Here is a 24,183-nt window from a genome sequence, read left to right on the forward strand (position 1 = left end):
TGAGGTGAGAGGAGGTGTGTGGGGGGATTCAGAGCGTGCGGAGAGTCCAGGCCCAGCGGTGGGTGCCCGGCTGTACGAGATAGGAGGGGAAGGTGTCGGGGCCGCACGACGCCGTGCCGAGCCCCCGGTGTGCCGCGTCGAGGTGCACCACACAGCCGGGCCGGGGCTTCAGCTGGTCGTGGTGTGTCGCGGCGGCGAGATCCTCGGCGCGGAACCGGGTCACGGAGACCTGGCGCGGCCGGTCCAGCACGACCGAGAGACCGGTGGCGTCCGGCGCCGACAGCCTGAACTGCCGTACACCGTGCCGTCCGCCGCTCTCCTGCGGTCGCAGATAAGGGGTGAACAGGGAGTCCACGGGCGCCGAGTGATGGCCGACCGGCGCCCCGGCCGCGCGGTCCGGATAGGACTCCCAGGGGCCCTGCCCGTACCACTCCAGCAGGTCGAGCCCGGACACCGTCTCGAACACGGAACCGACCCGGGCCACATCGGCGTAGGCGTCCGGCAGTTCGACGGTCTCCTCGACGCGGATGCCGCACTGGACCGGCGTGAAGGTCTGCTCGTGGCGTATGACGCCCGCGTTCCCGGCGTACTCGGCGAGCACGGTCACCCGGCCGCCGTCGCGGCGGACGTCAACTGCCTTGCGTACGAGGGAGTCGAGACCCCAGTCCTGCCAGCGGGTCGCCATGCCGCCCAGCTCGTCGTTGTCGGTCGGGGCCCGCCACAGGGACAGCGTGGGCGCCGACGTCAGCAGCGGGTGCAGCAGCAGCCCGTCGCCGTCGACCTTGACGCGCGGTCCGGTGACCGCCTTCTCCGTCACCTCGGGCGCGGCCCGCAACAGCAGTTGGGGTACGCAGACCTCCGTACCGCGCGGCGCCCACGGCTCGTCGTCGGCCGTCGTGACCCGCAGGGTCAGCCAGGCCTCGCCGCCGTCGGCGGGGAGTTCGAAGGGCAGCGGTACGGCCGCCGTCTCGCCCGGGCGCAGATCCGGGAGTTGGGCGGGCGCGGAGAGCGTACGGCCGTCCGCGAGTGCCAGTTCCCAGGTGCCCGCGAGCCAGTCCAGGCCGCGGAAGCACTGGTGGTTGGCGAGCACGAGGCCCTCGTGCCGGAACGCCTCCAGGCGCACCGGAGCGGCGATCTCCCGGTGCTCGTACATGACGGGCTTGGGCGTGCGGTCGGGGAAGACGACCCCGTCGGCGATGAAGGCGCCGTCGTGGATCGACTCGCCGAAGTCGCCGCCGTACGCCCAGCGCAGGCCGGGGGCGGCGACACCGTTGTCATAGAGTCCGGCGCCCGCGCGCCCGACCGGTCTGCCGCTGTTCACGCACTGGAGAATGCCGTGGTCCCAGAACTCCCAGATGAACCCGCCCTGAAGTCCCGGAGTTGACTCGATGGCGGCCCAGTGGTCCGCGAGCGTGCCGTTGCTGTTGCCCATGGCGTGCGAGTACTCGCACTGGATGAGCGGCTTGGTCTGCTCACCGGACAGCGCGTGGGCGACACAGTCCTCCAGCGGCGCGTACATGGGGCAGGCGATGTCGGAGGCCACGGCCGGATCGGCCCAGCCCGTCTTCGCGGCGCCCTCGTACTGGAGGGGCCGGGTCGGGTCGTGGCGGCGCAGCCAGCCCGCTGCCGCGTCGTGGTTGGCGCCGTAGTCGGACTCGTTTCCCAGCGACCAGATGATGATCGACGGGTGGTTCTTGTCCCGCAGCACCATCCGCGAGACCCGGTCCACGAAGGCGTTCAGATAGCGCGGGTCGTCGGCGATCTCGTGCGCGTGGTCGTGCGACTCGATGTCCGCCTCGTCGACCACGTAGAAACCGAGTTCGTCCGCGAGGTCGTACAGCGTCGGGTCGTTCGGATAGTGCGCGGTACGGACCGCGTTGAACCCGAACCGCTTCAGCAGCACGAGATCGGCGCGCATGTCGTCGTACGACACCGTCCGCCCGGTCAGCGGGTGGAAGTCGTGCCGGTTGACGCCCCGGACGTAGATCCGCTCGCCGTTGACCAGCAGGTCCCGGCCGACGATCTCGACGTCGCGGAAACCGATCCGGCTCTGCGAGGTGTCGGCGACCGTTCCGTCGGCGCGGTGCAGCCGGACGGTCAGGCCGTACAGCTCGGGCGTCTCGGCGGTCCAGGTGCGTACGTCGGGCACCTGGGCGCACAGCCGGGGCTCGCCGAGGAAGTCGGAGACGCGGTCGTCCTCGGCGTTGAGCCGGTCGAAGTCGAGGTCCTGGACGAGGAGTCGGCCGTCCAGGTCGCCGGTGACGTACCAGCCCTCGGGCAGCGCGCCGCCCGCGTCCCGTACCCGGCAGTCGACCTGCAGCTCACCGGAGGCCGGAGCGCGCACGGTCACGTCCGCGAGATACAGCGGGTCGGTCGCGTACAGGAGGACCGAGCGGGTGATGCCGCCGTGCCACCACTGGTCCTGGTCCTCGATGTGGGTGGCGTCGGACCACTTGACGACCGTCAGCCGTACGGTCGCCGAGCGGCCCGGCCACACGACGTCGGAGAGGTCGAACTCGGCCGCCAGATGGGAGTCCTTGGAGATGCCGACCGGCCGCCCGTCCACGTGCACGAGCAACACGCTCTCGGCGGCGCCCACTTGGAGCACGATCCGCCGGCCCGCCCACTCGGCCGGCACGGCGAACTCACGCTCGTACACACCCGTCGGGTTGGCGGCGGGCGAGTCGGGCGGGAAGTCGCCCCACGGCATCTGGACGTTGGTGTACCAGGGCAGGTCGTCGGTGTCCTGGAGGGTCCAGGCGCCCGGGACTTGGGCCGTGGACCAGTCGTCGCCGACGGGTGCCGTGGGCGTCGGGAGGAGCTGGAAGCGCCAGTCGCCGTCGAGGGAGAGGGCGCCGGAACGCCGGTCGACGGCGTTCATGGGCAGCCGCCCCCAGGAGGTCACCTCGGGTGACTCCCAGGGGCGCAGGGCGAGCAGCGGGTCGCTCGTCATCCGCGGACGGCTCCTTTCGCGAGGTCGCCGATGATCTGCTTGGCACCGATCGCGAAGACGATCAGCAGGGGGATGAGGGCGAGCAGCGCACCGGTCATGACGATGCCGTAGTCGGTGGTGCCGTGGGTGCCGTTGAGCTGGGACAGCGCGACCTGGAGGGTCACGTTGTCGGGGTTGGTGAGGGAGATCAGCGGCCAGGCGAAGTCGTTCCACTGGCCCATGAAGGTGAAGATGCCGAGGAAGGCGAGACCGGGGCGGACCACCGGCAGCGCCACATGCCAGTACTGGCGCAGGAAGTTCGCGCCGTCGAGCTTGGACGCGTCGAGCAGCTCGTCGTGGATGGCCGTCTTCATGTACTGGCGCATCCAGAAGATGCCGAAGGCGTTGGCCGCGGCCGGCACGATCAGCGCGGTCATCGAGCCGATCCAGCCGATCTTCGCCATGATGACGAACTGCGGGATGACCGACAGCTGCGCCGGGACCATGAAGATGACCATGAGCAGCCCGAACAGCGCGTTCTTGCCCGGGAACTCGAACTTGGCGAAGACGAACGCCGCGAGGGAGTCGAAGAGCAGGACCAGGAAGGTCACCGACGTCGCCACGAGGAGCGAGTTCCACATCGACCCGAAGAAGTCGATGGCGTCGAAGAGATTGCGGACGTTCTCCAGGAAGTGCGTGCCCGGCAGCAGCTTCGGCGGGTAGGAGAAGATCTCCGACGAGCTGTGCGTCGACATGATGACGGCCCAGTAGAACGGGAAGGCCGAGATCAGCGTGCCGATGATCAGCGGGAGGTGCAGCGCGAGCCCTCTGCGGCGCGAGCCCTTGATGGATGCCATGAATGCGGGCCCTTCCTAGTCGCCCCGGCGCTGCACGAGGCGCCAGTTGATGATCGAGAAGAGGACGACGACGAGGAAGATGCCCCACGCCACCGCGGCTCCGTACCCGAAGTCGTTGTTGTCGAAGGTCTGCTGGAAGAAGTAGAGGACCATCGTCTGGCCGGAGTGGCCCGGACCGCCCGCGAACGTCGAGTCGTTGGACGAGGTCTGGAGCAGGACCTGTGGTTCGGAGAAGCTCTGTAGGCCCGTGACCGTCGACACGACGAGCACGAACAGCAGGGTGGGCCGCAGCAGCGGCAGCGTGATCTTGAAGAAGGTCTGCACGGGCCCGGCGCCGTCCATGCGCGCCGCCTCGTACAGCTCGCTCGGCACGGTCTGGAGGCCGGCGAGGAAGATGATCGCGTTGTAGCCGGTCCACTGCCAGGTCATCAGGGCCGCGATGGTGACCTTGATGCCCCACGGTGTGTTCAGCCAGGCGATCTGGTCGATGCCGACCGCGTTCAGGATGGCGTTCACCATGCCGAAGTTGGTGGAGAAGATCGAGCCGAAGACGATCGCGATGGCGACGACGGAGGTGACGTTCGGCAGGAAGTACGCGAACCGGTAGAGGTTCTTGAAGCGGACCGCCGAGTTGAGCATCACGGCCGTGATCATCGCGAGGAAGATCATCGGGAAGGTGGCCAGCGCCCAGATGATGATCGTGTTCCCGATCGAGTTCCAGAAGTCGCTGTCGGTCAGCAGGTACTGGTACTGCGAGAGCCCGGCCCACTCCATCGAGCCGAGGCCGTCCCAGCGGTGGAACGACAGATACAGCGAGAAGCCGACCGGGAACAGGCCGAAGCCGAGGAAGATCAGATAGAAGGGCGAGATCGCCGCGTAGAGGTGCCAGTACTTGCGCAGCCCTCTCTTCGGACCGGTGGGCGAGGGCCGCTGCGCCACCACCGGCGGGGACTGCTCGATGACCGCCATCAGTAGCTCACCCCCAGGTGCTTCGCGATGCGACGGCACTTGCTCATGGCGTCACTCCAGGCTTTCTTGGGGTCCTTGCCGAGGACGCCGACGTTCTTGATCTCGTCCTTGATGGGGGTGCCGAGCGCGATGTCGTACGGGCTGTTGTAGGCGACCACGATCTTCTGCGCGGCCGGCCCGAAGACGTCCGTGGTGACCTGACCGCCGAAGAAGGGGTCGGCCTCCCGGAGTTGCTTCAGGTCGTAGGACGCGGGCGTGGACGGGAAGAGCCCGGCGTCGACGTAACCCTGGGCCTGGTTGGCCGCGTTGAGCATCCAGGTGATGATCTGGAAGGCCTGCTCGGGCTCCCGGCACGCCTTGGTGATCGACAGGAACGAGCCGCCGTTGTTCGCGGGCCGTACCGGCATGTCGGCGATCCGCCACCGGCCCTTGGTCTTCGGCACCCCGTTCTTGATGTCGAAACTCGCCCAGGACGCGCCCAGTTGGCTGGGCAGCTTGCCGTCCTGCACGGCCGACAGCTGGTCCGGGGTGCCGTTCACCAGGTCCGACACGATCCCCCGCTGCTTGGCCTCCACGGCCAGCGCCCAGGCGTCGCGCACATGCTGCTCGTCACCGATGAAGTGACGGTCCTTGTCGACGTACCGCTTGCTGCCCTGCTGTACGACGTTCTCGAAGACGGAGTTGACGTCCGTGAGCAACTGGGCGCCGGGGACACGCTTCTTGAGCTGCTCGCCGGCGGCGAAGAACGCCTCCCAGGTGTTCAACTCCTTCGACACGTCGGCGGGTTCGTACGGCAGGCCCGCCTTGCGGAACACCTCGTACTGGTAGTAGTGCGCGACCGGTCCGCAGTCGATCGGGAAGCCGACCATCGTGCCGTCGTCGGCGATGCCCTGGTCCCATTTCCATGGCAGGTACTGGCTCTTGTACTTCTCCGCGCCCAGCGTCCGCAGATCGATGAACTGGTCCGCGTTCGGCAGGTACGCCGCCATGTCCTCGCCCTTGAGCCCCGCGATGTCGGGGACATGGGCCTCGCCGGTGATCGTGGTGATGAGCTTCGAGCGGTACTGGCCGCCGATCTGGATGGCCCGCAGGTCGACGGAACTGTCGTAGCGGGTCTTGGCGTTCTTGACGACGGTGTCGCTCAGACCGCCGCTCCAGTACCACAGGACCATGTTGCGTCCGGTGGAGCCGGTCGGAACGGCGCAGCCGCTCGCCAGGCCGCCGAGCGCGGTGGCGGCAGTGCCCGCCAGGCCCGCGCGCAGTAGGCCTCTTCGTGAGAGCTGCACAGCTCCCACCGCCTTTCGGATCTGTTCGGTACGTGCGTAAAGGGGGGAATCGCAAAGGGAGTCAAGGTCAAGGGGGGAAGGGAATGTGTGGGGGTCTCAGGGTGTGACGGGCGCGAAGCGCACCGGCGGTCCCGGGTCGGCCGGCAGCCGGTCGGCCAGGAAGCCGTAGGCGCGGCGCAGTTCGGGGTCGTCGAGCGTGTGCCACCAGCGGCTGACGTGGTACCAGCCGGGCGCGGCCAGCGCGCCGGTGTGGTGCCGCACGGACAGCGAGGCGGCCAGTACGGCGAACCTCAGCCGTTCCTCCAGCGGCCAGCCGCCCAGCGAGGCGGCGACGAAGCTAGCGCCGAACACGTCACCGGCGCCCGTGGAGTCGACGACGTCCACCGGCAGCGCCGGGACCTCCGCGTACTCGCCGGTCGTCTGGTCGACGGCGAGCGCGCCGTCCCCGCCGCGCGTGACGACGGCCACCGGGACCAGCTCGCTGAGCGTGCCCAGCGCGGCGACCGCGGTGTCGGTGCGCGTGTAGGCCATCGCCTCGGTCTCGTTGGGGAGGAAGGCATGGCACAGGGCGAGCTGGTCGAGCAGGTCCGAGGACCACTGCTGGGTGGGGTCCCAGCCGACGTCCGCGTAGATCTGTGTGCCGTTCGCCGCCGCCTTGGCGAGCCAGCGGTGCGGCTCGGCCTCGATGTGCACCAGGGCGGTGCGTGCCTCGGGCGGGTCGCCCAGCAGGGTGTCCTGGGAGTACGGCGGCGGCTGCCCGTGGGTGATGAGGGCGCGGTCGCCGTCGTAGGCGAGCGAGACGGTGACGGGGGTGTGCCAGTCGTCCGCGGTGCGCGAGAGCGAGAGGTCGACGCCCTCCTGGTCCGCGAGGACGGTCCGGCAGTGGGCGCCGTACGCGTCGTCGCCGAAGACCGTGGCCAGCGAGGTCCTCAGACCGAAGCGGGAGGCGGCCACCGCGAGGTTCGCGATGCCACCTGGGCTGGTGCCCATCCCCGACGTCCAGATCTCCTCGCCGGGCGTCGGGGGCTTGCCCAGGCCGGTGAGGACGAGGTCGAAGAAGAGCAGCCCGGTCAGCAGCACATCGGGCCGTTCGTCGTCCACGTGCGCATCCTCTCGTCAAAACTCGTCAGTTTGATGAGTTTGATGACCGGAATCGTGCGCGTCTTCGGAAGATTTGGCAAGAGTCGAGCAGAACTGAGCATAGAAATGATTGAAGATGACTAGTACTGTTCGTCGCGTGCTGGCAGAAAGACGACATCAACTCATCCTGCGGGCCCTGCGCTCGGGCGGCCCCGCGGCCGTGACCGATCTCTCCGAGCAACTGGGCGTGAGCCCCGCCACCATCCGGCGTGACCTGGTCAGACTGGAGGAGGAGGGCCTGCTCACACGTGTACACGGCGGTGCCGTGGTGGAGGAGGGCGACCAGCCCTTCGCCGAGGTCGCCGAGGTGCGCGTCGCCGAGAAGGACGCGATAGCCGCCAAGGCCGCGTCGCTCGTCGCGGACGGCGAGACCGTGCTGCTCGACATCGGCACCACCGCCTACCGGCTGGCCCGCCAGCTGCACGGCCGCCGGCTCACCGTGATCACCAGCAACCTGGTGGTCTTCGAGGAGCTGGTCGACGACGAGGGCATCGAACTGGTGCTCCTCGGCGGCATGGTCCGGCGCGAGTACCGCTCCCTGGTCGGCTTCCTCACCGAGGACAATCTGCGCCAGCTGCACGCCGACTGGCTCTTCCTCGGCACCAGCGGCATCCGCCCCGGCGGCCAGGTGATGGACACCACGGTCGTCGAGGTACCGGTCAAGCGCGCCATGATCAAGGCCGCCGACCGGGTCGTGCTGCTCGCCGACCGCGCCAAGTTCCCGGGGACGGGCATGGCGAAGGTCTGCGGCCCGGACGAACTGGACATCGTGGTGACGAACGCGCCGGTGGACCCGGCGACGCAGTCCTCACTGCAGGAGGCCGGGGTGCAGATCATCACGGCAGGAAAGGTGCAACCTTGAAGCTGACCATCCTGGGCGGCGGCGGATTCCGCGTCCCGCTCGTCTACGGCGCCCTGCTGGGCGACCACGCCGAGGGCAGGGTGACCCATGTCACCCTGCACGACCTGGACGCGGGCCGCCTCTCGGCGGTCACCCGGGTCCTGGCCGAGCAGGCGGCCGGGGTGCCCGACGCCCCCGAGGTGAGCGCCACGACCGACCTCGACGAGGCACTCACCGGCGCCGACTTCGTCTTCTCCGCGATCCGCGTCGGCGGCCTGGAGGGCCGGGCGAACGACGAGAAGGTCGCCCTCGACCAGGGCGTCCTCGGCCAGGAGACGGTCGGCGCGGGCGGCATCGCCTACGGTCTGCGCACGGTCCCGGTCGCCGAGGACATCGCCCGGCGCGTCGCCCGCCTCGCCCCCGACGCCTGGGTCATCAACTTCACCAACCCCGCCGGACTGGTCACCGAGGCCATGTCCCGCCACCTCGGCGACCGCGTCATCGGCATCTGCGACTCCCCGGTCGGCCTCGGCCGCCGGATCGCACGCGTGCTCGGCGCCAACCCCGGCGAGGCGTGGATCGACTACGTCGGCCTCAACCACCTCGGCTGGGTACGCGGACTGCGCATCAACGGCCGCGACGAACTCCCGCGGCTGCTCGCCGACCCCGACCTCCTCGGCTCCTTCGAGGAGGGCAAGCTCTTCGGCACCGACTGGCTGCAGTCCCTGGGCGCGGTCCCGAACGAGTACCTGCACTACTACTACTTCAACCGCGAGGCCGTACGCGCCTACAGCGAGGCCGAGCGGACCCGCGGCGCCTTCCTGCGCGACCAGCAGGCCGGCTTCTACGACGAGATGACCCGGCCCGGCGCCGCCGCCCTCACCGCCTGGGACCGCACCCGCGCCGAGCGCGAGGCGACCTACATGGCCGAGGCCCGCGAGACGGCGGGCGCGGGCGAACGTGACGCCGACGACCTGTCCGGGGGCTACGAGAAGGTCGCCCTCGCGCTGATGCGGGCCATCGCCCGCGACGAGCGCACCACCCTGATCCTCAACGTCCGCAACCGGAAGACGCTCTCGGTGCTCGACGCCGAGGCCGTCATCGAGGTGCCCTGCCTGGTAGACGCCAACGGCGCCCACCCCGTCACCGTCGACCCGCTGCCCGACCACGCCTCCGGCCTGGTCTGCTCGGTCAAGGCGGTCGAACGCGAGGTGCTCGCCGCCGCCGAGTCCGGCTCCCGCGCGACGGCGGTCAAGGCGTTCGCGCTGCACCCCCTCGTCGACTCCGTGAACGTGGCCCGCAGACTGGTCGACGGTTACACCGCGGTCCATCCTGGTCTGGCGTACCTTAAGTAAGCGCTTTCCCCGCTCGTACTGGTCTGGAGACTTCTCATGCACGACGAACGCCGGCGGATCGAGGAGCGCGTACAGCGTCTCCACGACCAGCGGATCAAGGCGGCGATCTACGCGGCCACGGTTCCCTTCGAGGTCGAGGCCTGGCAGGCGCCGGGCGAGCCGGTCTCCTTCGAGGAGGCGTCGGCCGCGACCTACGCGCCCTTCGCCATGGACACCCCCTGGGGCCCGCCCTGGGGCACCACCTGGTTCCGGATGCGCGGACAGGTGCCCGCCGAGTGGGCCGGCCGGCGCGTCGAGGCGGTCATCGACCTCGGCTTCATCGGCGACTGGCCCGGCAACCAGGCCGAGGCCCTCGTCCACCTCACGGACGGCACCCCGCTGAAGGCGGTCAACCCGCTCAACCAGTACGTGCCGATCGCCAACCCGGCCGTCGGCGGCGAGGAGATCGACTACCTCGTCGAGGCGGCCTCGAACCCCGACATCCTGGCCGACAATTTCTCCAAGATCACCCCCATGGGTGACATCCTCACGGCCGGCGACAAGCCGATCTACACCTTCCAGCGCGCCGACCTCGCGATCCTGGACGAGGAGGTCTTCCACCTCGACCTCGACGTCCAGGTACTGCGCGAGCTGATGCTGGAGCTGGAGGAGCACGACGCGCGCCGCCACGAGATCGCCCACACCCTGGACCGCGCGCTCGACCTGCTCGACCTGGACGACGTGGCCGGTTCGGCGGCGGCGGTACGAGCGGCCCTGGCACCCGCGCTCGCCAAGCCGGCCAACGCCAGCGCCCACAAGATCTCCGGCGTCGGACACGCGCACATCGACTCGGCGTGGCTGTGGCCGATCCGCGAGACCAAGCGCAAGACGTCCCGCACCTTCTCCAACGTCACCTCGCTGGCCGACGAGTACGAGGACTTCATCTTCGCCTGCTCGCAGGCCCAGCAGTACGAATGGGTGCGCGACAACTACCCCAAGGTGTGGGCGCGCATCCAGGAGTCCGTGAAGAAGGGCCAGTGGGCGCCGGTCGGCGGCATGTGGGTCGAGGCCGACGGCAACCTGCCCGGCGGCGAGGCGATGGCCCGCCAGCTGATCCACGGCAAGCGGTTCTTCATCGAGCACTTCGGTGTCGAGACCAAGGGCGTGTGGCTGCCGGACTCCTTCGGCTACACGGCGGCCTACCCGCAGCTCGCAAAGCTGGCCGGCAACGACTGGTTCCTCACGCAGAAGATCTCCTGGAACCAGACCAACAAGTTCCCCCACCACACCTTCTGGTGGGAGGGCATCGACGGCACCCGCATCTTCACGCACTTCCCGCCGGTCGACACCTACAACGCCCGTTTCAGCGGCGAGGAGATGGCCCGCGCATCCCGCAACTACCAGGAGAAGGGTGCCGCTTCACGCTCGCTGGCCCCCTTCGGCTGGGGCGACGGCGGTGGCGGTCCCACCCGCGAGATCATGGAACGGGCGCGCAGGCTCGCCGACTTGGAGGGCTCGGCGAAGGTCGAGATCGAGCACCCCGACGACTTCTTCGCCAAGGCCCGCGAGGAGTACCCGGACGCCCCGGTGTGGGTCGGCGAGCTGTACCTGGAGCTGCACCGGGCCACGTACACCTCCCAGGCGCGCACCAAGCAGGGCAACCGGCGCAGCGAACACAAGCTGCGCGAGGCCGAGTTGTGGGCGACGACGGCCGCGCTGCACGCGCCGGGCTACGCGTACCCGTACGAGCACCTGGACCGCCTCTGGAAGACGGTCCTGCTGCACCAGTTCCACGACATCCTGCCGGGCTCGTCGATCGCCTGGGTGCACCGCGAGGCGGAGGCCGAATACGCCCGTGTGGCCGAGGAGTTGGAGGCCCTGACCGCCGAGGCGGTGGCCGCGCTGGGCGGCGGCGACTCCCGCGCCTTCAACACCAGCCCGTACGACCGGGCCGAGGTGGTCCGCACCTCGACGGGCGTCCCCATGTACGTGGAGGTCCCGGCGAACGGCAGCGCCCCGCTGGCCGTCGCGGAGCCCCCGCAGCCGGTGACGGTCACGGCGGGCCGGGTCCTGGACAACGGCCTGGTGCGCGTGGAGATCGCCGAGGACGGCACCCTGTCCTCGGTCCGCGACCTGCGGGCGGACCGCGAAGTCCTGGGCGACAAGGGCAACTTGCTCCGCCTCCACACGGACCTCCCGAACTACTGGGACGCCTGGGACATCGACAAGCACTACAAGAACCGCTACACGGACCTGCTGGAAGCGTCCGCCATCACGGTCGTCGACGAGGACCCGCTCCTCGGCGCCATCCGCGTGGAGCGCGCCTTCGGCAAGGGCTCGAAGATCGTCCAGACGATCACCGTCCGGGCGGGCAGCCCCCGCATCGACTTCGAGACCGAGATCGACTGGCACGAGGCCGAGAAGATCCTCAAGGCGGCCTTCCCGGTGGACGTCCGAGCGGCGCACTCGTCGGCGGAGATCCAGTTCGGCCACGTCCAGCGCCCCACGCACACCAACACCAGCTGGGAGTCGGCCCGCTTCGAGGTCTCCGGCCACCGCTGGGTGCATGTCGCCGAGCCCGGCTACGGCGTCGCGGTCCTCAACGACTCGACGTACGGCCACGACGTCTCCCGCACGGTCCGCGAGGACGGCGGTACGACGACCACGGTCCGCCTGTCGCTGGTGCGCGCCCCGCGCATCCCCGACCCCGGCGCCGACCAGGGCAAGCACCGCTTCACGTACTCGCTGCTGCCCGGCGCGAGCATCGAGGACACGGTGGCCGAGGGGTACTCGCTGAACCTGCCGTTGCGTGTCGCGGACGCGGCGGGGGCGTCGGAGCCGGTCGTTTGGGCGGACGGTGACGGCGTGACCATCGAGGCGGTCAAGCTCGCCGACGACGCGTCGGGTGATGTCGTCGTGCGGCTGTACGAGTCGCGTGGGGGTCGGGCGGAGGGTGTTCTGTGCACCGGGTTCCCGCTGGCGGGCGCCCAGATCACCGATCTGCTGGAGCGTCCGTTGTCGGAGGCGGCGGTGGACGGTGACTCGGTGGCTGTTGTGCTGCGGCCGTTCGAGGTGCAGACGCTGCGGTTGGCTGTTGGCTCCGCCGGATAGGTCGTTGTTTGGCTGCGGGGGCGCTGTGGCTGGTCGCGCAGTTCCCCGCGCCCCTAGGTAGGACGGGCGGGCCGTATTTTTTACGGCCCGCCCGTTCTTCGTGCTAGGTGGTGAAGCGCTACGCCGTTGCCGTTGCCGGTGTTCCCGCCGGCGCCCCAGCTGCCGCTTCCTCTACTACCGGCGGTGCCGGTACGGCCGGCAGCGTCGATGTGAGGGTCGGGACCTCGTCCGCGTGGGCCGGGACCGACGTCGTACGCACCGGGCGGGGTGCCGAGACCACCGCGTAGTCCTGGCCGAGGAACGGCGGGACCAGGTCGCCCGGGTCCTCGCCGAGGGCCAACTGTACTGCTGCCCAAGGGGCGTTGACGCCGCACAGCTGGAGCTGGTGCAGTCCGCCGGCCGGGCGGGTGTTGACGTCCATCAGGACCGGGCGGTCCTCGTACATCCGGAACTGGATGTTGCTCAGGTGGTGCAGTCCGAAGCCCTCGGCGATGAGCCGCGCGGGCTCCAGCCAGGCCTCGTCGAGGGTGAAGCCGCGACGCCGGCCGTTCTTGGTGCGGCCGATCGCCATCCGGATGCGCGAGTCGGGGCCGGTGAGGCAGTCGACGGAGACCTCGGGCTGCTCCAGACGGGGCATCACCAGCCAGTCGACGCCCTCGTCGGAGTTGCGCAGCACGTCCAGGACCATGTCCAACTGGACGTAGGGGGTGGGGAATCCGTTCAGGTGCGACATCGAGAAGGGGGCACGGGTGATCACCCGGAAACCCACCCCGCCCGCGCCCGCCGCCGGCTTGAAGCACGCCTTGTGCCCGTCCGCCTCCAACTTCTCGACGGCGGTGACGAGTTCGTCGGCGTTGCGCACCCGCCACCACGGCGGCACCGGTACCCCGACCGCCTCGACGGCCTGGTACGCGGTCGCCTTGTCCTGGAAGACGGCCACCGCCTCGGGCGTCGGCGCGAGCAGCTTGGTACCGACGGCCTCGAAGTCCGCGCGGTGCTCGACGATCGCGTCCTGGTGCAGTCGCGGCACGAACACGTCGATCTCGCGGCGGTCGCACTGGTCGAGCGCGTATTCGACGTACGCGGCGGGGGAGAGGCCCTCGGGCTCCATCGCGGCGGTGTCGGCGGCGGCCAGGACGGGGGAGTCGGCGTCCCCGTGGGTGGCGTGGATCGAGACCGCGCGATCGCTCGGATTTTTCCGCACCTGTTCAATGAAGAACACGTTCTCCGCGTACGTGCGGTTGAGCCAGACGCGTACGCGAGAGACCATGCAGGGGCCACCTTTCAAGGATCACGGGCACGGCGGAGCAAGGCCGAGCCCGGCCAGGGGAGAGTTGGGAACACGACAAGCCGCCGGGTGCGAACCGGTTTTTGGCGGAAGTGTTGAGGCGATCATAAGGCTCCGGCGACGGTGTTTCTGCTACGTGCGTGTTACGGAATCGACAGCAATACCCCGTGTGTTGCCTTGTGCACCACCAGTGGCCCCCGGTAGTGATCTTCGGCCTCATTCGACGATCTTCGCGGAGGGGGCCCGCGGGGCGCGTCGAGCCCTACTTGTCCGGCTGCCGGGGATGTGTTCTTGTGGGTCCGAACGTGCGCCCGCGGGGGCGGAGTTCGGCTGCGGAGGGGGCTGGGGTGGAGTCGACGGCCGGTGGTGCCGGACAGCTGCTGGCGATCAGCGATCTGCACATCAGCTATCCTGAGAACCGCGCTCTGGTCGAACGGATGCGGCCCCAGTCGGACGAGGACTGGCTGCTCGTCGCCGGCGACGTGTCGGAGACCGTGGCCGACATCCGCTGGGTCCTCGAAACCCTCGCCGGACGGTTCCGGAAGGTCATCTGGGCACCCGGAAACCACGAGCTGTGGACCCACCCCAAGGACCCGGTCACCCTGCGCGGCGTCGCCCGCTACGACCACCTCGTCGCCCTCTGCCGCGAGCTGGGCGTGACGACGCCCGAGGACCCCTACCCCGTGTGGGAGGGCCCCGGCGGCCCCGTCGCCGTCGCCCCGCTCTTCCTCCTCTACGACTACTCCTTCCTGCCGCAGGGCTGCGCCACCAAGGAGGAGGGCCTCGCGTACGCGGAGAGCACCGGCATCGTCTGCACCGACGAGTTCGTCCTGCACCCGGACCCGTATCCGACCCGAGAGGCCTGGTGCCGGGCCCGGGTCGCGGAGACCGAGCGGCGGCTCGCCGAGCTGCCCGAGGACCTGCCGACGGTGCTGGTCAACCACTACCCGCTGGACCGGCACCCGACGGACGTGCTGTGGCACCCCGAGTTCGCCATGTGGTGCGGCACCACACTGACCGCCGACTGGCACCGCCGCTTCCGCGTCGCGACCATGGTCTACGGTCATCTGCACATCCCTCGGACCACCTGGCACGAGGGCGTGCGCTTCGAGGAAGTGTCGGTGGGCTACCCCCGCGAGTGGCAGAAGCGCCCCGGAGACCCGGGAAGGCTGCGCCGCATACTGCCGATGGAGGTCGGAACCGGTGATCGAGGAGCTGCTTCCGGCCACGGTGGTGGCCGTGGAAGCACACGGTGACGAGCCGTTCGGCGACAGCCCCGGCGACGCGACGCTGTACCCGGAGGAGCAGGCGCTCGTGACCCGGGCGGTGCCCAAGCGCGTCCGCGAGTTCACCCTCGTCCGTGCGTGTGCCCGCAGGGCCATGGAGAAGCTCGGCGTGTCGCCGCAGCCCGTGCTGCCCGGCGAGCGGGGCGCCCCGCGCTGGCCGGCCGGGCTGGTCGGCAGCATGACCCACTGCGAGGGCTACTGCGCCGCCGCACTGGTCCGCGCCACCGACCTCGCCTCGATCGGCATCGACGCCGAACCCCACCAGCCGCTCCCCGAGGGCGTCCTCGGCTCCGTGGCCCTGCCCACGGAACGGGAGCACCTGCGCGTACTCGCCGAAGCCGGGTCGGGCGTGCACTGGGACCGGCTGCTGTTCAGCGCCAAGGAGTCGGTCTACAAGGCGTGGTTCCCCCTCACCGGTAAGTGGCTGGACTTCAGCGAGGCCGACATCGCCTTCACGGCCGAGCCGGGCCCGCACCCGTACGGCACCTTCCGGGCCCGACTGCTGGTGCCCGGACCGGTCGTCGGCGGCCGAGAGGTCGGCTCCTTCGACGGCCGCTGGACCGTACGGCGCGGGCTGCTCGGGACGGCGGTCAGTGTGCCGCACCGGCCTGTCTGAGCAGCTCGAAGAACCGCTCCTCGTTGCCGGTCAGACCCGCAGCCGCCAGCGCCGCCTCCGCCTCCGCGAGGACGGCGGGCGGTACGACGGCCGGCCTGCGGCTGCCCTGCGGCATGTCGAAGGCCGCGCGCACGGTGTGCAGCAGCCTCAAGTAGGCCTGTACGGCGGTGCGCTCACGGTCGGTCAGTACAGCGGTCGGCATCGGACGGCTCTCCCCATGTCGGCGTCATCCCTGCACCCCCAGCTTGCCGCCCGCCACTGACAATCCCGCTTCGCTACGCGTCGGTTCGCTCGCTTAGCGGAGGCGAAACCTCCTTGAAACGCCTCGTGAGAATGGGGTTCTACGCTGGAGGGAAAGGGTTTTCGGGAAGGTGGCGGCGCGTCGGCGCGTCGGCGCTCAGGAAACGGGGGTGTGCGCAGTGATGGACGTCCCGCGCCATGGACCGGCACGCGCCGTAAGGCTGCGTCCGGTGGGCGACGACGAACTGGAGCTGCGGTACCGCGTCGTGCACGGGTACCGCCGGGCCTTCCGGATGGCGGGCTCGGGCCCCGCGCTCGTCCTGATCCACGGCATCGGGGACTCCTCGGCGACCTGGGCCGAGCTGATCCCCGACCTCGCCCGCAGCCACACCGTGATCGCCCCCGACCTGCTCGGCCACGGCGCCTCCGACAAACCGCGCGCCGACTACTCGGTCGCCGCCTACGCCAACGGCGTACGGGACCTGCTGACCACCCTCGGCATCGAGTCCGCGACGCTCGTCGGGCACTCGCTCGGGGGCGGGGTGGCGATGCAGTTCGCCTATCAGTTCCCCGAGCGTACGGAGCGGCTCATCCTGGTGAGCGCGGGAGGTGTGGGGCGGGAGGTGAACCCGGTCCTGCGGGCCGTGTCACTTCCTGGGGCCCATCTCGCGCTGTCCGCGCTGCGGTTGCCGGGGATGCGGATGCAAGTGGGGCTGGTCGTACGGCTGATGGAGCTGCTGGACACCGATCTGGGGCAGGACGCGCCGGAGTTGCTCACGCTGGTGGACGCGTTGCCCGACGAGACCTCGCGCAACGCCTTCATCCGTACGCTGCGGGCCGTCGTCGACTGGCGGGGGCAGGTGGTGACGATGCTCGACCGGTGCTATCTGACCGAGGGCATGCCGACGATGTTGCTGTGGGGGGACCGGGACAGTGTGGTGCCGGTGCGGCATGCGTACGGGGCGCACGAGGCCATGCCGGGGAGTCGGCTGGAGATCTTCGAGGGGGCGGGGCATTTTCCGTTCCACAGCGATCCGGGGCGGTTCGTCTCGCTGGTGGAGGAGTTCACCGGGGGGAGTGCGCCTGCCGACTGGAGTCGGGAGCATTGGCGGGAGTTGTTGGTTGACGGGCGGCCCGGTGGGGAGGGGGTGGGGGAGGAGTTGCGGGAGGTCAGTGAGCGTAGTGCGACGTAGTCTTTCGGGTGCGGCGCCGTCGTGGCCGGTCGCGCCCACGCGGCGGAGCCGCAAATTGACACAGCCCCGCGCCCCCAAAAGCCCACCGCAGCCCTTACTGGAAAGCCACCGTTCCCTCTCGTACCGCCGCCACCACCGGTGATTTGCGCAAGGCGTGCGACATGGCCACCAAGTCTCGCGGGCCCTCGGCCGCTGCCGTCGACGCGTCGTTCTCCGTTGCTGTCGCCTCGTTGATCACCCTGCCCTCCGGGTCCGCCGCCCTGGCCCGTAAGGCCGCCGTCACCATCGCCGCGTCCGCCTCCGCTCTGGCGACCTCGGGGGGTGAGCCGGCGGTGACCGCGGCCTCGTAGGCCCTGGTCCGGACCGTCGGGTCGAAGTACGGGTACAGGCTGAGCATGCCGTCGTGGATGTCCGACTCGCGCTGGGTGACCTGGAGTTCGGCCGGGGACCACCAGGCGATGCGGACCGCGCGGTCGCCGTGGTCCGAGAGCGGGGCCAGTTCGCGCCACAGGGGGCTCAGACGGCGGTACGTCGACCAGGTGCTCCAGACGTCGCCCACGCGCTGGAAGGCCAGCGGGATGCAGAAGCCGGCCGCTGTCACGACCTCCGCGGCGGCGGCCATCGCGGGGGCGACGTACGTGCTCAGGTAGTCGAGGTTCTCGCCGTTCCAGCGGGCGATCACGGCCGTCATCTTGGCCGCCGCGAAGGCGATGTTGCAGAAGAAGCCCGCCACGATGACCAGCAGGCCGACCCGCAGCCAGCCGTGCACCTGGAGCGCCCACGGCCAGCACATCATGTTCATCGCTATGTTCGCGACCGTCAGCGCCACGAGATACAGGACGATCATCTCGCGGATGTACGGCGTGTTCGCGTAGTGCGTGTCGAAGTCGCGCAGGCGCTGCTCGGGGGCGTCGCCGAGGGCGAACAGGGCAGCCGTCGCCACGATCACCACCGCGTACCCGGCGATCCAGCGGCGTGAGGCGCGGCGGGTGGACTCCGGTGGGCCGCCGCGCCAGTTGATGATCAGGACCAGGCAGGAGGCGCTGAAGGCGCTCAGCAGGCAGTACACGAGCGGCGCCGAGATGTTCGGGACGCCGGTGACGCGGTTGACCCAGGAGATCGTCGGCGGGGCCGCGAAGAGGAACACCAGGACGGAGAGCAGGAGCAGCGCGTACACCGAGCGCAGCAGCGGATCGCGCCAGGCGCGCAGCACCGCCCGGCCCTTGAGGAGCAGGACGATCACCATCGCGGCGGACGGCACGTAGTAGCTGGAGTCGTTCACGCCGGGCGCATCCTCAGCTCTGCGGCCCGCGATAGCCCAGGGACGCCTCGATCCGGCCCGCCAGCTCGTCCCGCCGCACCGGCTTGCGCAGCGCCGAACCCGCCAGCCACGTACGGCACTTGCTGGCCAGCAGCAGACCGAAGCTCTCGGCGTCCTGCTCGTCCGCCAGGTCGAACCGGGTACGGGCCGCCACCGAACGGACCGTGGCCTGGAGGTCGGCGGTGTCGCTCAGCAGCCGGGCGGCGACCGCCGCGCCGTCGACATGGTGGCCGCAGTGGCCGGCCTGCATGTGCCACAGCTCGTGGCCCAGGATCACCAACTGGTGGTCGGGCGCGGTGCGTTCCTCGACCACGATCAGGTCCTGGTCGGCCATGTCGAGCCACAGCCCGCTGGCCGTGCCGGGCGGGAAGGGCGCCGCGCGGAACACGACGGGACGGCCGCGCCGCCTGCTCATCGCGTCGCACAGCGCCGCGTACAGGTCGGCGGGTGCCGCGGGTGCCGGAAGCCTCAGCTCGGTCACCAACTCGCCGCACAGGCGGCGCATTTCCTTGCCGATGTTCACAGTCATCCCTCGGATCACGACTCCGGCCGCTTGACGCTCTCCAGAAGCATGTCCAGCCATTCGGCGACCTTGTCGCGATGCTGGTCGGAGGGCAGCTGCGCGGCCCGCCAGGCGATTCCGCGGACACCGTGGTCCTGCAGCAGCCGCTCCAGCGGGTCGAAGGCGGCAGCCGCCGCCTCGCGCTCCCGGTCGGCCAGCTGCTGGAGCAGCTCCTGCTCGGTGCGCTGCAGGGCGCCCGCGAGCGCCTCGGGGTCCTCCGCGGTGAGGAAACCGGCGTGCACCCGGAAGAAGCGCTGGATCGCGTCGCAGTGCTCCATCGTGGGGCGCCGGTCGCCGTTGATCAGGGCGCCCGCCTGCTGGCGCGACATCCCGGCGCCGTCGGCGATCTCCTGCTGGGTGTACTTGCGGCCGTTCGGCTTGAGCCGGGTGCGGCGCAGCAGGCCCAGGCGCTGCAGGAAGCGGGCCTGGAGGTCGGGTTCACCGGCGCTCTGGCCGCTCAGCAGGGCCTTGACGACACTCTCCGGCACACCGGAGGCGGTGGACAGCTGCGCCGTCCTGAAGACCTCGGTGTGCGCGACGCTCAGCCGGTCCGCGAGCGCGGTGACACGGACCACCACGGCGGACAGCAGAACCGTCGCCGTGGCGCCCGGAACCTCGTAGCCATCCGTCACCGACAGGTCTCCCACGTCTTCGTCCGTTTTCGTCTTCGTGCGTCTTCGTTTTCGTTCGGCTTCGCCGTTGCCGTGAACTGCCCGGAGAGAGTAGCGGGTTGTTCGAACTAACAGCCAGCTCTCGCCACATCTGTGGCCAGATTCAGCCGTCAACAGGCATGAAATGCCACGATAGTTGACACGGCTCCTGCCGGGGCAGCAGGATCAGGGCGCCGCGTGAAGGCCGCATAGGCAAGAGGGGTGACCTCCCGATGGCATTTCAGGCAGGAGGGCAGCGGCCGGCGCCGCGGCCCGTCCCCGAGAGTCCCGAGGCCCAGGCGTATCTGCGGGACTACGCCACGCTCGTGGAGGCCGCGCCCTTTCCGTCCGTCGTGCTCGACCACCGGTGGGACGTGGTCCTGGCCAACACCGCGTTCGAGACACTTTTCCGCGCCGTCGGCCCGCATCCCACGGCCATGCCCGGCGACAACTTCCTCCGCTTCGTCCTCTTCCACCCGGACGCGGGCACGGTCCTCGGCGAACACGAGTCGAGTTGGTGCCTGCCGATGCTCGCGCACTTCGCCGCCGCCGTGGAGCGGGACGCCCAGGACCGCGGCCTGCAGTCCATCCGCCGCGACATCGCCCAGGACCCGATCATGGAGGCCGCCTACCGGCAGGGCCTGCCGCACTGGATCCGGGCGGTAGGCGCGGAGGCCGTCCAGCACGACGGCGCCGTACGCCCGCTGCTCCACCCCGACCCGCGCTGGGGCGCCACCGAGTGCCGGGTCGTCGGCGAGACCCCCAAGTCCCTTGCGGACATGGGCTATACGAGGCTGACGCTGGTGCTCCGCGAGACGCGGCGCCCGGCGGACGCCGCACGAGGACCACGCCGCCCGAGGCGCTCGGCGAACCACCTCAGCGTGGTGCCGGCCCCGGAGGCGTGAGACGGTACCTGGCCCCGGTGCCGTCGGCGTTCAGGTCGCCGACGGCACCGGGGCCACCGCCCACCTCACACCCGGCGGTGGCCCGGGATCAGCTCTTGTCCACCGGCCGGTCCTCGACGTCCACGATCCGGTCCGACGGTTCGGGCGCCGGGGTGCCGCGCTTGGCCGCCTGGATCTGTTCGTACACGTGCGTGCGCAGTTCGGCGAAGCGCGGGGCGACTCGGGTGTGCAACTGGTCGCGCTCGGCCGGGAGATCGATCCTCAGCCGCTCCCTGACGACGGTCGGCGACCCGGACAGGACGAGCACCCGCTCGCCCAGGTACACGGCCTCGTCGATGTCGTGCGTGACGAACAGGATCGTGATCCCGCGCTCCCGCCACAGCCCCCGTACGAGGTCTTCGAGGTCGGCGCGCGTCTGGGCGTCGACCGCCGCGAACGGCTCGTCCATCAGCAGGATCTCGGGCTCGTAGGCGAGCGCGCGGGCGATCGCGACCCGCTGCTGCATTCCGCCGGACAGCTGCCACGGATACGCCCCGGCGGCGTCCGCGAGACCGACCGAGCGCAGCGCGTCATCGACCAGTTCGCCGCGCCGGGACTTGGACAGACCCTTCTGCTTCAGCGGGAGTTCGACGTTGTCGCCGACGCGCATCCAGGGGAACAGGCTGCGGCCGTACTCCTGGAAGACGAACGCCATTCCCGGTGGCGGACCGCTCACCGGCCGCCCGGAGAGGGTCACTTGGCCCGCGGTCGGGGCCAGCAGCCCGCCCACGCACTTCAGCAGTGTCGTCTTGCCGCACCCCGACGGCCCCACCAGGCACACCAGTTCGCCCGACTCGACGGTGAAGGTGAGGTCCCGCACCGCCTCGACCCGGCGCCCGGAACCCTCGTAGACCTTGTTCAGGCCGGATACATCGAGAAGCGCGCCCATGGACCGCCCTTTCAGGTTCGCTGGGATTTACGGCACGAGGTTCACGGTGACCGCCGGGCCGAGGCGCGCAGACCGTGGTACCAGCCGAGCACCCGCCGCTCGACCAGCTGGAAGACGACGGAGAGGGCGAAGCCGAGGAGGCCCAGGACGAGGATGCCGGTCCACATGTCCGGTACGGCGAAGCCGCGTTGGAACTGCACGATGGTGAAGCCGAGGCCGTTGCTGGCGGCGAACATCTCGCTGATGACCATCAGGATGATCGCGATGGACAGCGCCTGGCGCAGCCCCGCGAAGATCTGCGGGCTCGCCGAGCGCAGCACCACGTTCCGCAGCCGGGCGGCGCCCGTGATCCCGTACGAGCGTGCCGTTTCGGCCATCACCGGGTCGACCGCGCGCACTCCCTCGACGGTGTTGAGGAGGATCGGCCAGACGCAGCCGCTCGCGATCACGGTGATCTTCATGGTGTCGCCGATGCCCGCGAACAGCATGATGACGGGGATCAGGACGGGTGCCGGGATCGCCCGCAGGAACTCCAGCACCGGTTCGCACAGGGCCCGTACGCGCCTGTAGGAGCCGATGACCGTGCCGACGGCCACGCCCGCGACGGCCGCAACCGCGTACCCGGCGGACAGCCGCAGCACGCTCGGCAGCACGTCCGCGCGCAGTCGCTCGGAGGTCCAGACGTCGGGGAAGGTGGTGAGGATTGTGCGTAGTGGTGGCCAGAAAGGGTTGGTGCTGTCGTCCGAGGCGAGCCACCAGAGCCCGAGCAGGAAGAGGGGCAGCGCGACCACGAAGGCCAGCCGGAGCAGGAACCGGGTCACACCGTCACCTCCCCGCGCACCGACTGGTGCCAGGCCAGCGCCCGCCGTTCCACCGTGCGGGCGCCCACGTTGATGACCAGGCCGAGCAGCCCGGTGACCACGATGAGGGCGTACATCTCGGGCACCGCCTGCGAGTTCTGCGCGATGGCGATGCGTGCCCCCAACCCCGGTGCCCCGATGACCAGTTCGGCGGTCACGGTGAGGATCAGGGCGACGGCCGCGGCCAGCCGTACGCCGGTCATGACGTACGGCAGCGCGGTCGGCCACAGTACGTACCGGACGCGCGCCCAGCCGCCCAGGCCGTAGGAGCGGGCCGTCTCGTCCGCGACCGGGTCCAAGTCCTGGATGCCGTACAGGACTTGGACCAGCACCTGCCAGAAGGAGGCGTAGACGACGAGGAGGAGGACCGAGCGGAGTTCGCTGCCGTAGAGGAGGACGGCGAGCGGGATCAGGGCGACCGACGGGATCGGGCGCAGGAACTCGATCGTCGACGCCGTGGCCTCGCGCAGATACGGCACGACCGACACGAGCACCCCGATGACGATGCCCGCGCTCACCGCGACCGCCAGGCCCAGCGCCCAGCCGGTGAGGGTGTCGCCGAGCGCCGTCCAGAAGGTGTCGTCGGACAGTTCGTCCCCGAGGGCGCCGGCGATCCGGGCGACCGGCGGGAAGTACGCCTCCTTGACGAGACCGAGTCGCGGTACCGCCTCGCCCAGGGCGAGGAAGACCGCGAGCCCGGTCGCGCCGAGGACGGCGTTCGTCCCCCTCACGGAAGCAGCTTGTCCAGGTCGGGGGTCTGCTTGAAGAGCCCGTCCGACTCGCCGAGCTTCAGCAGCGCCTCGATCGAGGCACGGTCCGCCTCGGCCGGCCACTTCGGCAGGGTCACCTTCGCCAGCACGTCCGCCGGGATCTTGGTGTACGTCGTGACGATCTGGCGGGCCTCGTCCGGATGGGCGTCGGCGTAGGCGAGGGACTCGGCGGTGGCCTCCTGGAACTTCTTCACCAACTCCGGGTTCTTCTCGGCGTATTGGGTCGACGTGAAGTACATGGCGACCGTGCAGTTCGGCGCGACGTCCACCATCGGCCAGGCGATCTCGGTGCCGCCCTGGCTCTTGACGGTCGCCAGGGCCGGCTCGACGACCTGGGCCGCGTCGATCTGGCCACTGTCGAGGGCGGCGGGCATCTGGTCGAAGGCCAGCTCGACGAAGGTCACCTTGTCCGGGTCGCCGCCCGCCTTGCGCACCGACTCGCGCACCGACGTCTCGTTGATGTTCTTCAGGGTGTTGACCGCGACCTTCTTGCCCTCCAGGTCCTTCGCCGACTTGATCGGGCTGTCCTTCTTCACCGTGATCGCGCTGAAGTCCTTGCCCGCCACGCCTGTTGACGCGATGCCGTTGACAACTGCCTTGACCGGCACGTTGTTCGACTGGGCGATCATCAGCGAGGTGACATTGCTGAAGCCGAACTGGAACTGACCGCTGACGACCCCCGGCACGATCGCCGCGCCGCCCTGCGCGAGGGTGAGCGACAGCTTGAGCCCGCGCTCGCTGAAGAAGCCCTTCTGCTGGCCGAGATAGAGGGGTGCGACGTCGACGATGGGGATGATGCCGACCTTGACCGTGGTGGTGCCGCCGGACGACGCGGAGCCGTCCGGCGAACCGGAACCGTCCGACGAACCACAGGCCGTGGCGGTGACCAGAAGCGTGACGGCCGTGAGGCCGGTGAACAGACGACGCATGACTCCTCCTGTGGGACCGATCCTGGTGCTCCGACAGGTTGTGCCAGATGGTGGCGAGTTGTGCGCAGACAGCACGGGTGTGCTCAGGGAGAACGGTCCCCGAACGCCGGGGAACCTCGCGGGACTTCTCAGCGGGAACGTAGAGCCCCGTGCGAGCCAGGGTCA

The 24,183-nt window shown here is 69.9% G+C and carries 21 protein-coding genes; 7 read left to right on the forward strand and 14 right to left on the reverse strand.

Annotated elements, in window-relative coordinates; all coding sequences use genetic code 11:
- Window positions 1–28: 28 nt before the first annotated feature.
- From CW359_RS19575 to CW359_RS19595, 5 genes are all read right to left on the reverse strand, one after another.
- Entirely contained in the window at window positions 29–2,953 is a 2,925-nt protein-coding gene (locus CW359_RS19575) for a glycoside hydrolase family 2 TIM barrel-domain containing protein (RefSeq protein WP_105971259.1), read from the reverse strand.
- Window positions 2,950–3,789, reverse strand: a complete 840-nt coding sequence (locus CW359_RS19580; RefSeq protein WP_105971260.1) for a carbohydrate ABC transporter permease — start codon at window positions 3,787–3,789, stop codon at window positions 2,950–2,952. The genes CW359_RS19575 and CW359_RS19580 overlap by 4 nt, the downstream gene beginning before the upstream one ends.
- Before the next feature lie 15 nt (window positions 3,790–3,804).
- Window positions 3,805–4,758, reverse strand: coding sequence for a carbohydrate ABC transporter permease (locus CW359_RS19585; RefSeq protein WP_105971261.1), 954 nt, complete (start codon window positions 4,756–4,758; stop codon window positions 3,805–3,807).
- Window positions 4,758–6,044 (reverse strand): ABC transporter substrate-binding protein, encoded by a 1,287-nt coding sequence (locus CW359_RS19590; RefSeq protein ID WP_105971262.1) that lies wholly within the window; start codon window positions 6,042–6,044, stop codon window positions 4,758–4,760. Before CW359_RS19590 ends, CW359_RS19585 begins: the two co-directional genes overlap by 1 nt.
- Window positions 6,045–6,140: 96 nt before the next feature.
- On the reverse strand, window positions 6,141–7,145 hold the full coding sequence (locus tag CW359_RS19595; RefSeq protein WP_105971263.1) for a carbohydrate kinase family protein: 1,005 nt from the start codon (window positions 7,143–7,145) through the stop codon (window positions 6,141–6,143).
- 136 nt (window positions 7,146–7,281) lie between these two features.
- On the opposite strand from CW359_RS19595, the gene CW359_RS19600 reads away from it, so the two are divergent.
- Genes CW359_RS19600 through CW359_RS19610 form a run of 3 tightly spaced genes read left to right on the forward strand, consistent with a single transcriptional unit; the run spans window position 7,282 to window position 12,470 of the window.
- Entirely contained in the window at window positions 7,282–8,046 is a 765-nt protein-coding gene (locus CW359_RS19600) for a DeoR/GlpR family DNA-binding transcription regulator (protein ID WP_105971264.1), read from the forward strand.
- Entirely contained in the window at window positions 8,043–9,380 is a 1,338-nt protein-coding gene (locus CW359_RS19605; protein WP_105971265.1) for a 6-phospho-beta-glucosidase, read from the forward strand. Before CW359_RS19600 ends, CW359_RS19605 begins: the two co-directional genes overlap by 4 nt.
- 36 nt (window positions 9,381–9,416) lie before the next feature.
- The gene (locus CW359_RS19610; protein WP_105971266.1) at window positions 9,417–12,470 is read left to right on the forward strand and encodes an alpha-mannosidase; all 3,054 of its coding nucleotides are present in this window, start codon (window positions 9,417–9,419) and stop codon (window positions 12,468–12,470) included.
- Window positions 12,471–12,588: 118 nt separating this feature from the next.
- Here the strand turns inward: CW359_RS19610 and CW359_RS19615 are convergent, their stop codons facing one another.
- On the reverse strand, window positions 12,589–13,740 hold the full coding sequence (locus CW359_RS19615; RefSeq protein WP_105971267.1) for an ATP-grasp domain-containing protein: 1,152 nt from the start codon (window positions 13,738–13,740) through the stop codon (window positions 12,589–12,591).
- Window positions 13,741–14,105: 365 nt separating this feature from the next.
- Between CW359_RS19615 and CW359_RS19620 the strand changes: the two genes are divergently transcribed.
- The gene (locus CW359_RS19620) at window positions 14,106–15,014 is read left to right on the forward strand and encodes a metallophosphoesterase family protein (protein WP_105971268.1); all 909 of its coding nucleotides are present in this window, start codon (window positions 14,106–14,108) and stop codon (window positions 15,012–15,014) included.
- Window positions 14,962–15,660 carry a 4'-phosphopantetheinyl transferase family protein gene (locus tag CW359_RS19625; protein ID WP_105971269.1) on the forward strand — a complete coding sequence of 233 codons (699 nt, stop codon included), beginning with the start codon at window positions 14,962–14,964 and terminating at the stop codon, window positions 15,658–15,660. Before CW359_RS19620 ends, CW359_RS19625 begins: the two co-directional genes overlap by 53 nt.
- Here CW359_RS19625 and CW359_RS19630 read toward each other — a convergent pair.
- The gene (locus CW359_RS19630) at window positions 15,635–15,862 is read right to left on the reverse strand and encodes a hypothetical protein (RefSeq protein ID WP_105971270.1); all 228 of its coding nucleotides are present in this window, start codon (window positions 15,860–15,862) and stop codon (window positions 15,635–15,637) included. The two genes, CW359_RS19625 and CW359_RS19630, sit on opposite strands and share 26 nt — an antisense overlap.
- A 217-nt stretch (window positions 15,863–16,079) precedes the next feature.
- Between CW359_RS19630 and CW359_RS19635 the strand changes: the two genes are divergently transcribed.
- A complete protein-coding gene (locus CW359_RS19635; RefSeq protein ID WP_105971271.1) occupies window positions 16,080–17,093 on the forward strand; it encodes an alpha/beta fold hydrolase in 1,014 nt (337 codons plus the stop codon).
- 94 nt (window positions 17,094–17,187) lie between these two features.
- On the opposite strand, the gene CW359_RS19640 is transcribed toward CW359_RS19635, so the two are convergent.
- Genes CW359_RS19640 through CW359_RS19650 form a run of 3 tightly spaced genes read right to left on the reverse strand, consistent with a single transcriptional unit; the run spans window position 17,188 to window position 19,608 of the window.
- Entirely contained in the window at window positions 17,188–18,375 is a 1,188-nt protein-coding gene (locus CW359_RS19640; protein ID WP_105971272.1) for an MAB_1171c family putative transporter, read from the reverse strand.
- Between the two features lie 13 nt (window positions 18,376–18,388).
- Entirely contained in the window at window positions 18,389–18,919 is a 531-nt protein-coding gene (locus tag CW359_RS19645; protein ID WP_105971347.1) for a toxin-antitoxin system, toxin component, read from the reverse strand.
- A 32-nt stretch (window positions 18,920–18,951) separates the two neighbouring features.
- Window positions 18,952–19,608, reverse strand: a complete 657-nt coding sequence (locus CW359_RS19650; RefSeq protein ID WP_105971348.1) for a helix-turn-helix domain-containing protein — start codon at window positions 19,606–19,608, stop codon at window positions 18,952–18,954.
- 251 nt (window positions 19,609–19,859) lie between these two features.
- Here CW359_RS19650 and CW359_RS19655 point away from each other — a divergent pair, with 251 nt between their 5' ends.
- Window positions 19,860–20,531, forward strand: a complete 672-nt coding sequence (locus tag CW359_RS19655; RefSeq protein ID WP_198655292.1) for an MmyB family transcriptional regulator — start codon at window positions 19,860–19,862, stop codon at window positions 20,529–20,531.
- An 88-nt stretch (window positions 20,532–20,619) separates the two neighbouring features.
- On the opposite strand, the gene CW359_RS19660 is transcribed toward CW359_RS19655, so the two are convergent.
- Genes CW359_RS19660 through CW359_RS19675 form a run of 4 tightly spaced genes read right to left on the reverse strand, consistent with a single transcriptional unit; the run spans window position 20,620 to window position 24,018 of the window.
- A complete protein-coding gene (locus tag CW359_RS19660) occupies window positions 20,620–21,459 on the reverse strand; it encodes an ABC transporter ATP-binding protein (protein ID WP_105971274.1) in 840 nt (279 codons plus the stop codon).
- Window positions 21,460–21,500: 41 nt separating this feature from the next.
- Complete coding sequence (locus CW359_RS19665; RefSeq protein WP_105971275.1) at window positions 21,501–22,280, reverse strand: ABC transporter permease; 780 nt, start codon at window positions 22,278–22,280, stop codon at window positions 21,501–21,503.
- Window positions 22,277–23,050 carry an ABC transporter permease gene (locus CW359_RS19670; protein WP_105971276.1) on the reverse strand — a complete coding sequence of 258 codons (774 nt, stop codon included), beginning with the start codon at window positions 23,048–23,050 and terminating at the stop codon, window positions 22,277–22,279. Before CW359_RS19670 ends, CW359_RS19665 begins: the two co-directional genes overlap by 4 nt.
- Window positions 23,047–24,018 carry an ABC transporter substrate-binding protein gene (locus CW359_RS19675; RefSeq protein ID WP_105971277.1) on the reverse strand — a complete coding sequence of 324 codons (972 nt, stop codon included), beginning with the start codon at window positions 24,016–24,018 and terminating at the stop codon, window positions 23,047–23,049. The genes CW359_RS19670 and CW359_RS19675 overlap by 4 nt, the downstream gene beginning before the upstream one ends.
- Window positions 24,019–24,183: the final 165 nt, after the last annotated feature.

The sequence above is a fragment of the Streptomyces geranii genome (assembly GCF_002954775.1).
Lineage (GTDB): Bacteria > Actinomycetota > Actinomycetes > Streptomycetales > Streptomycetaceae > Streptomyces > Streptomyces geranii.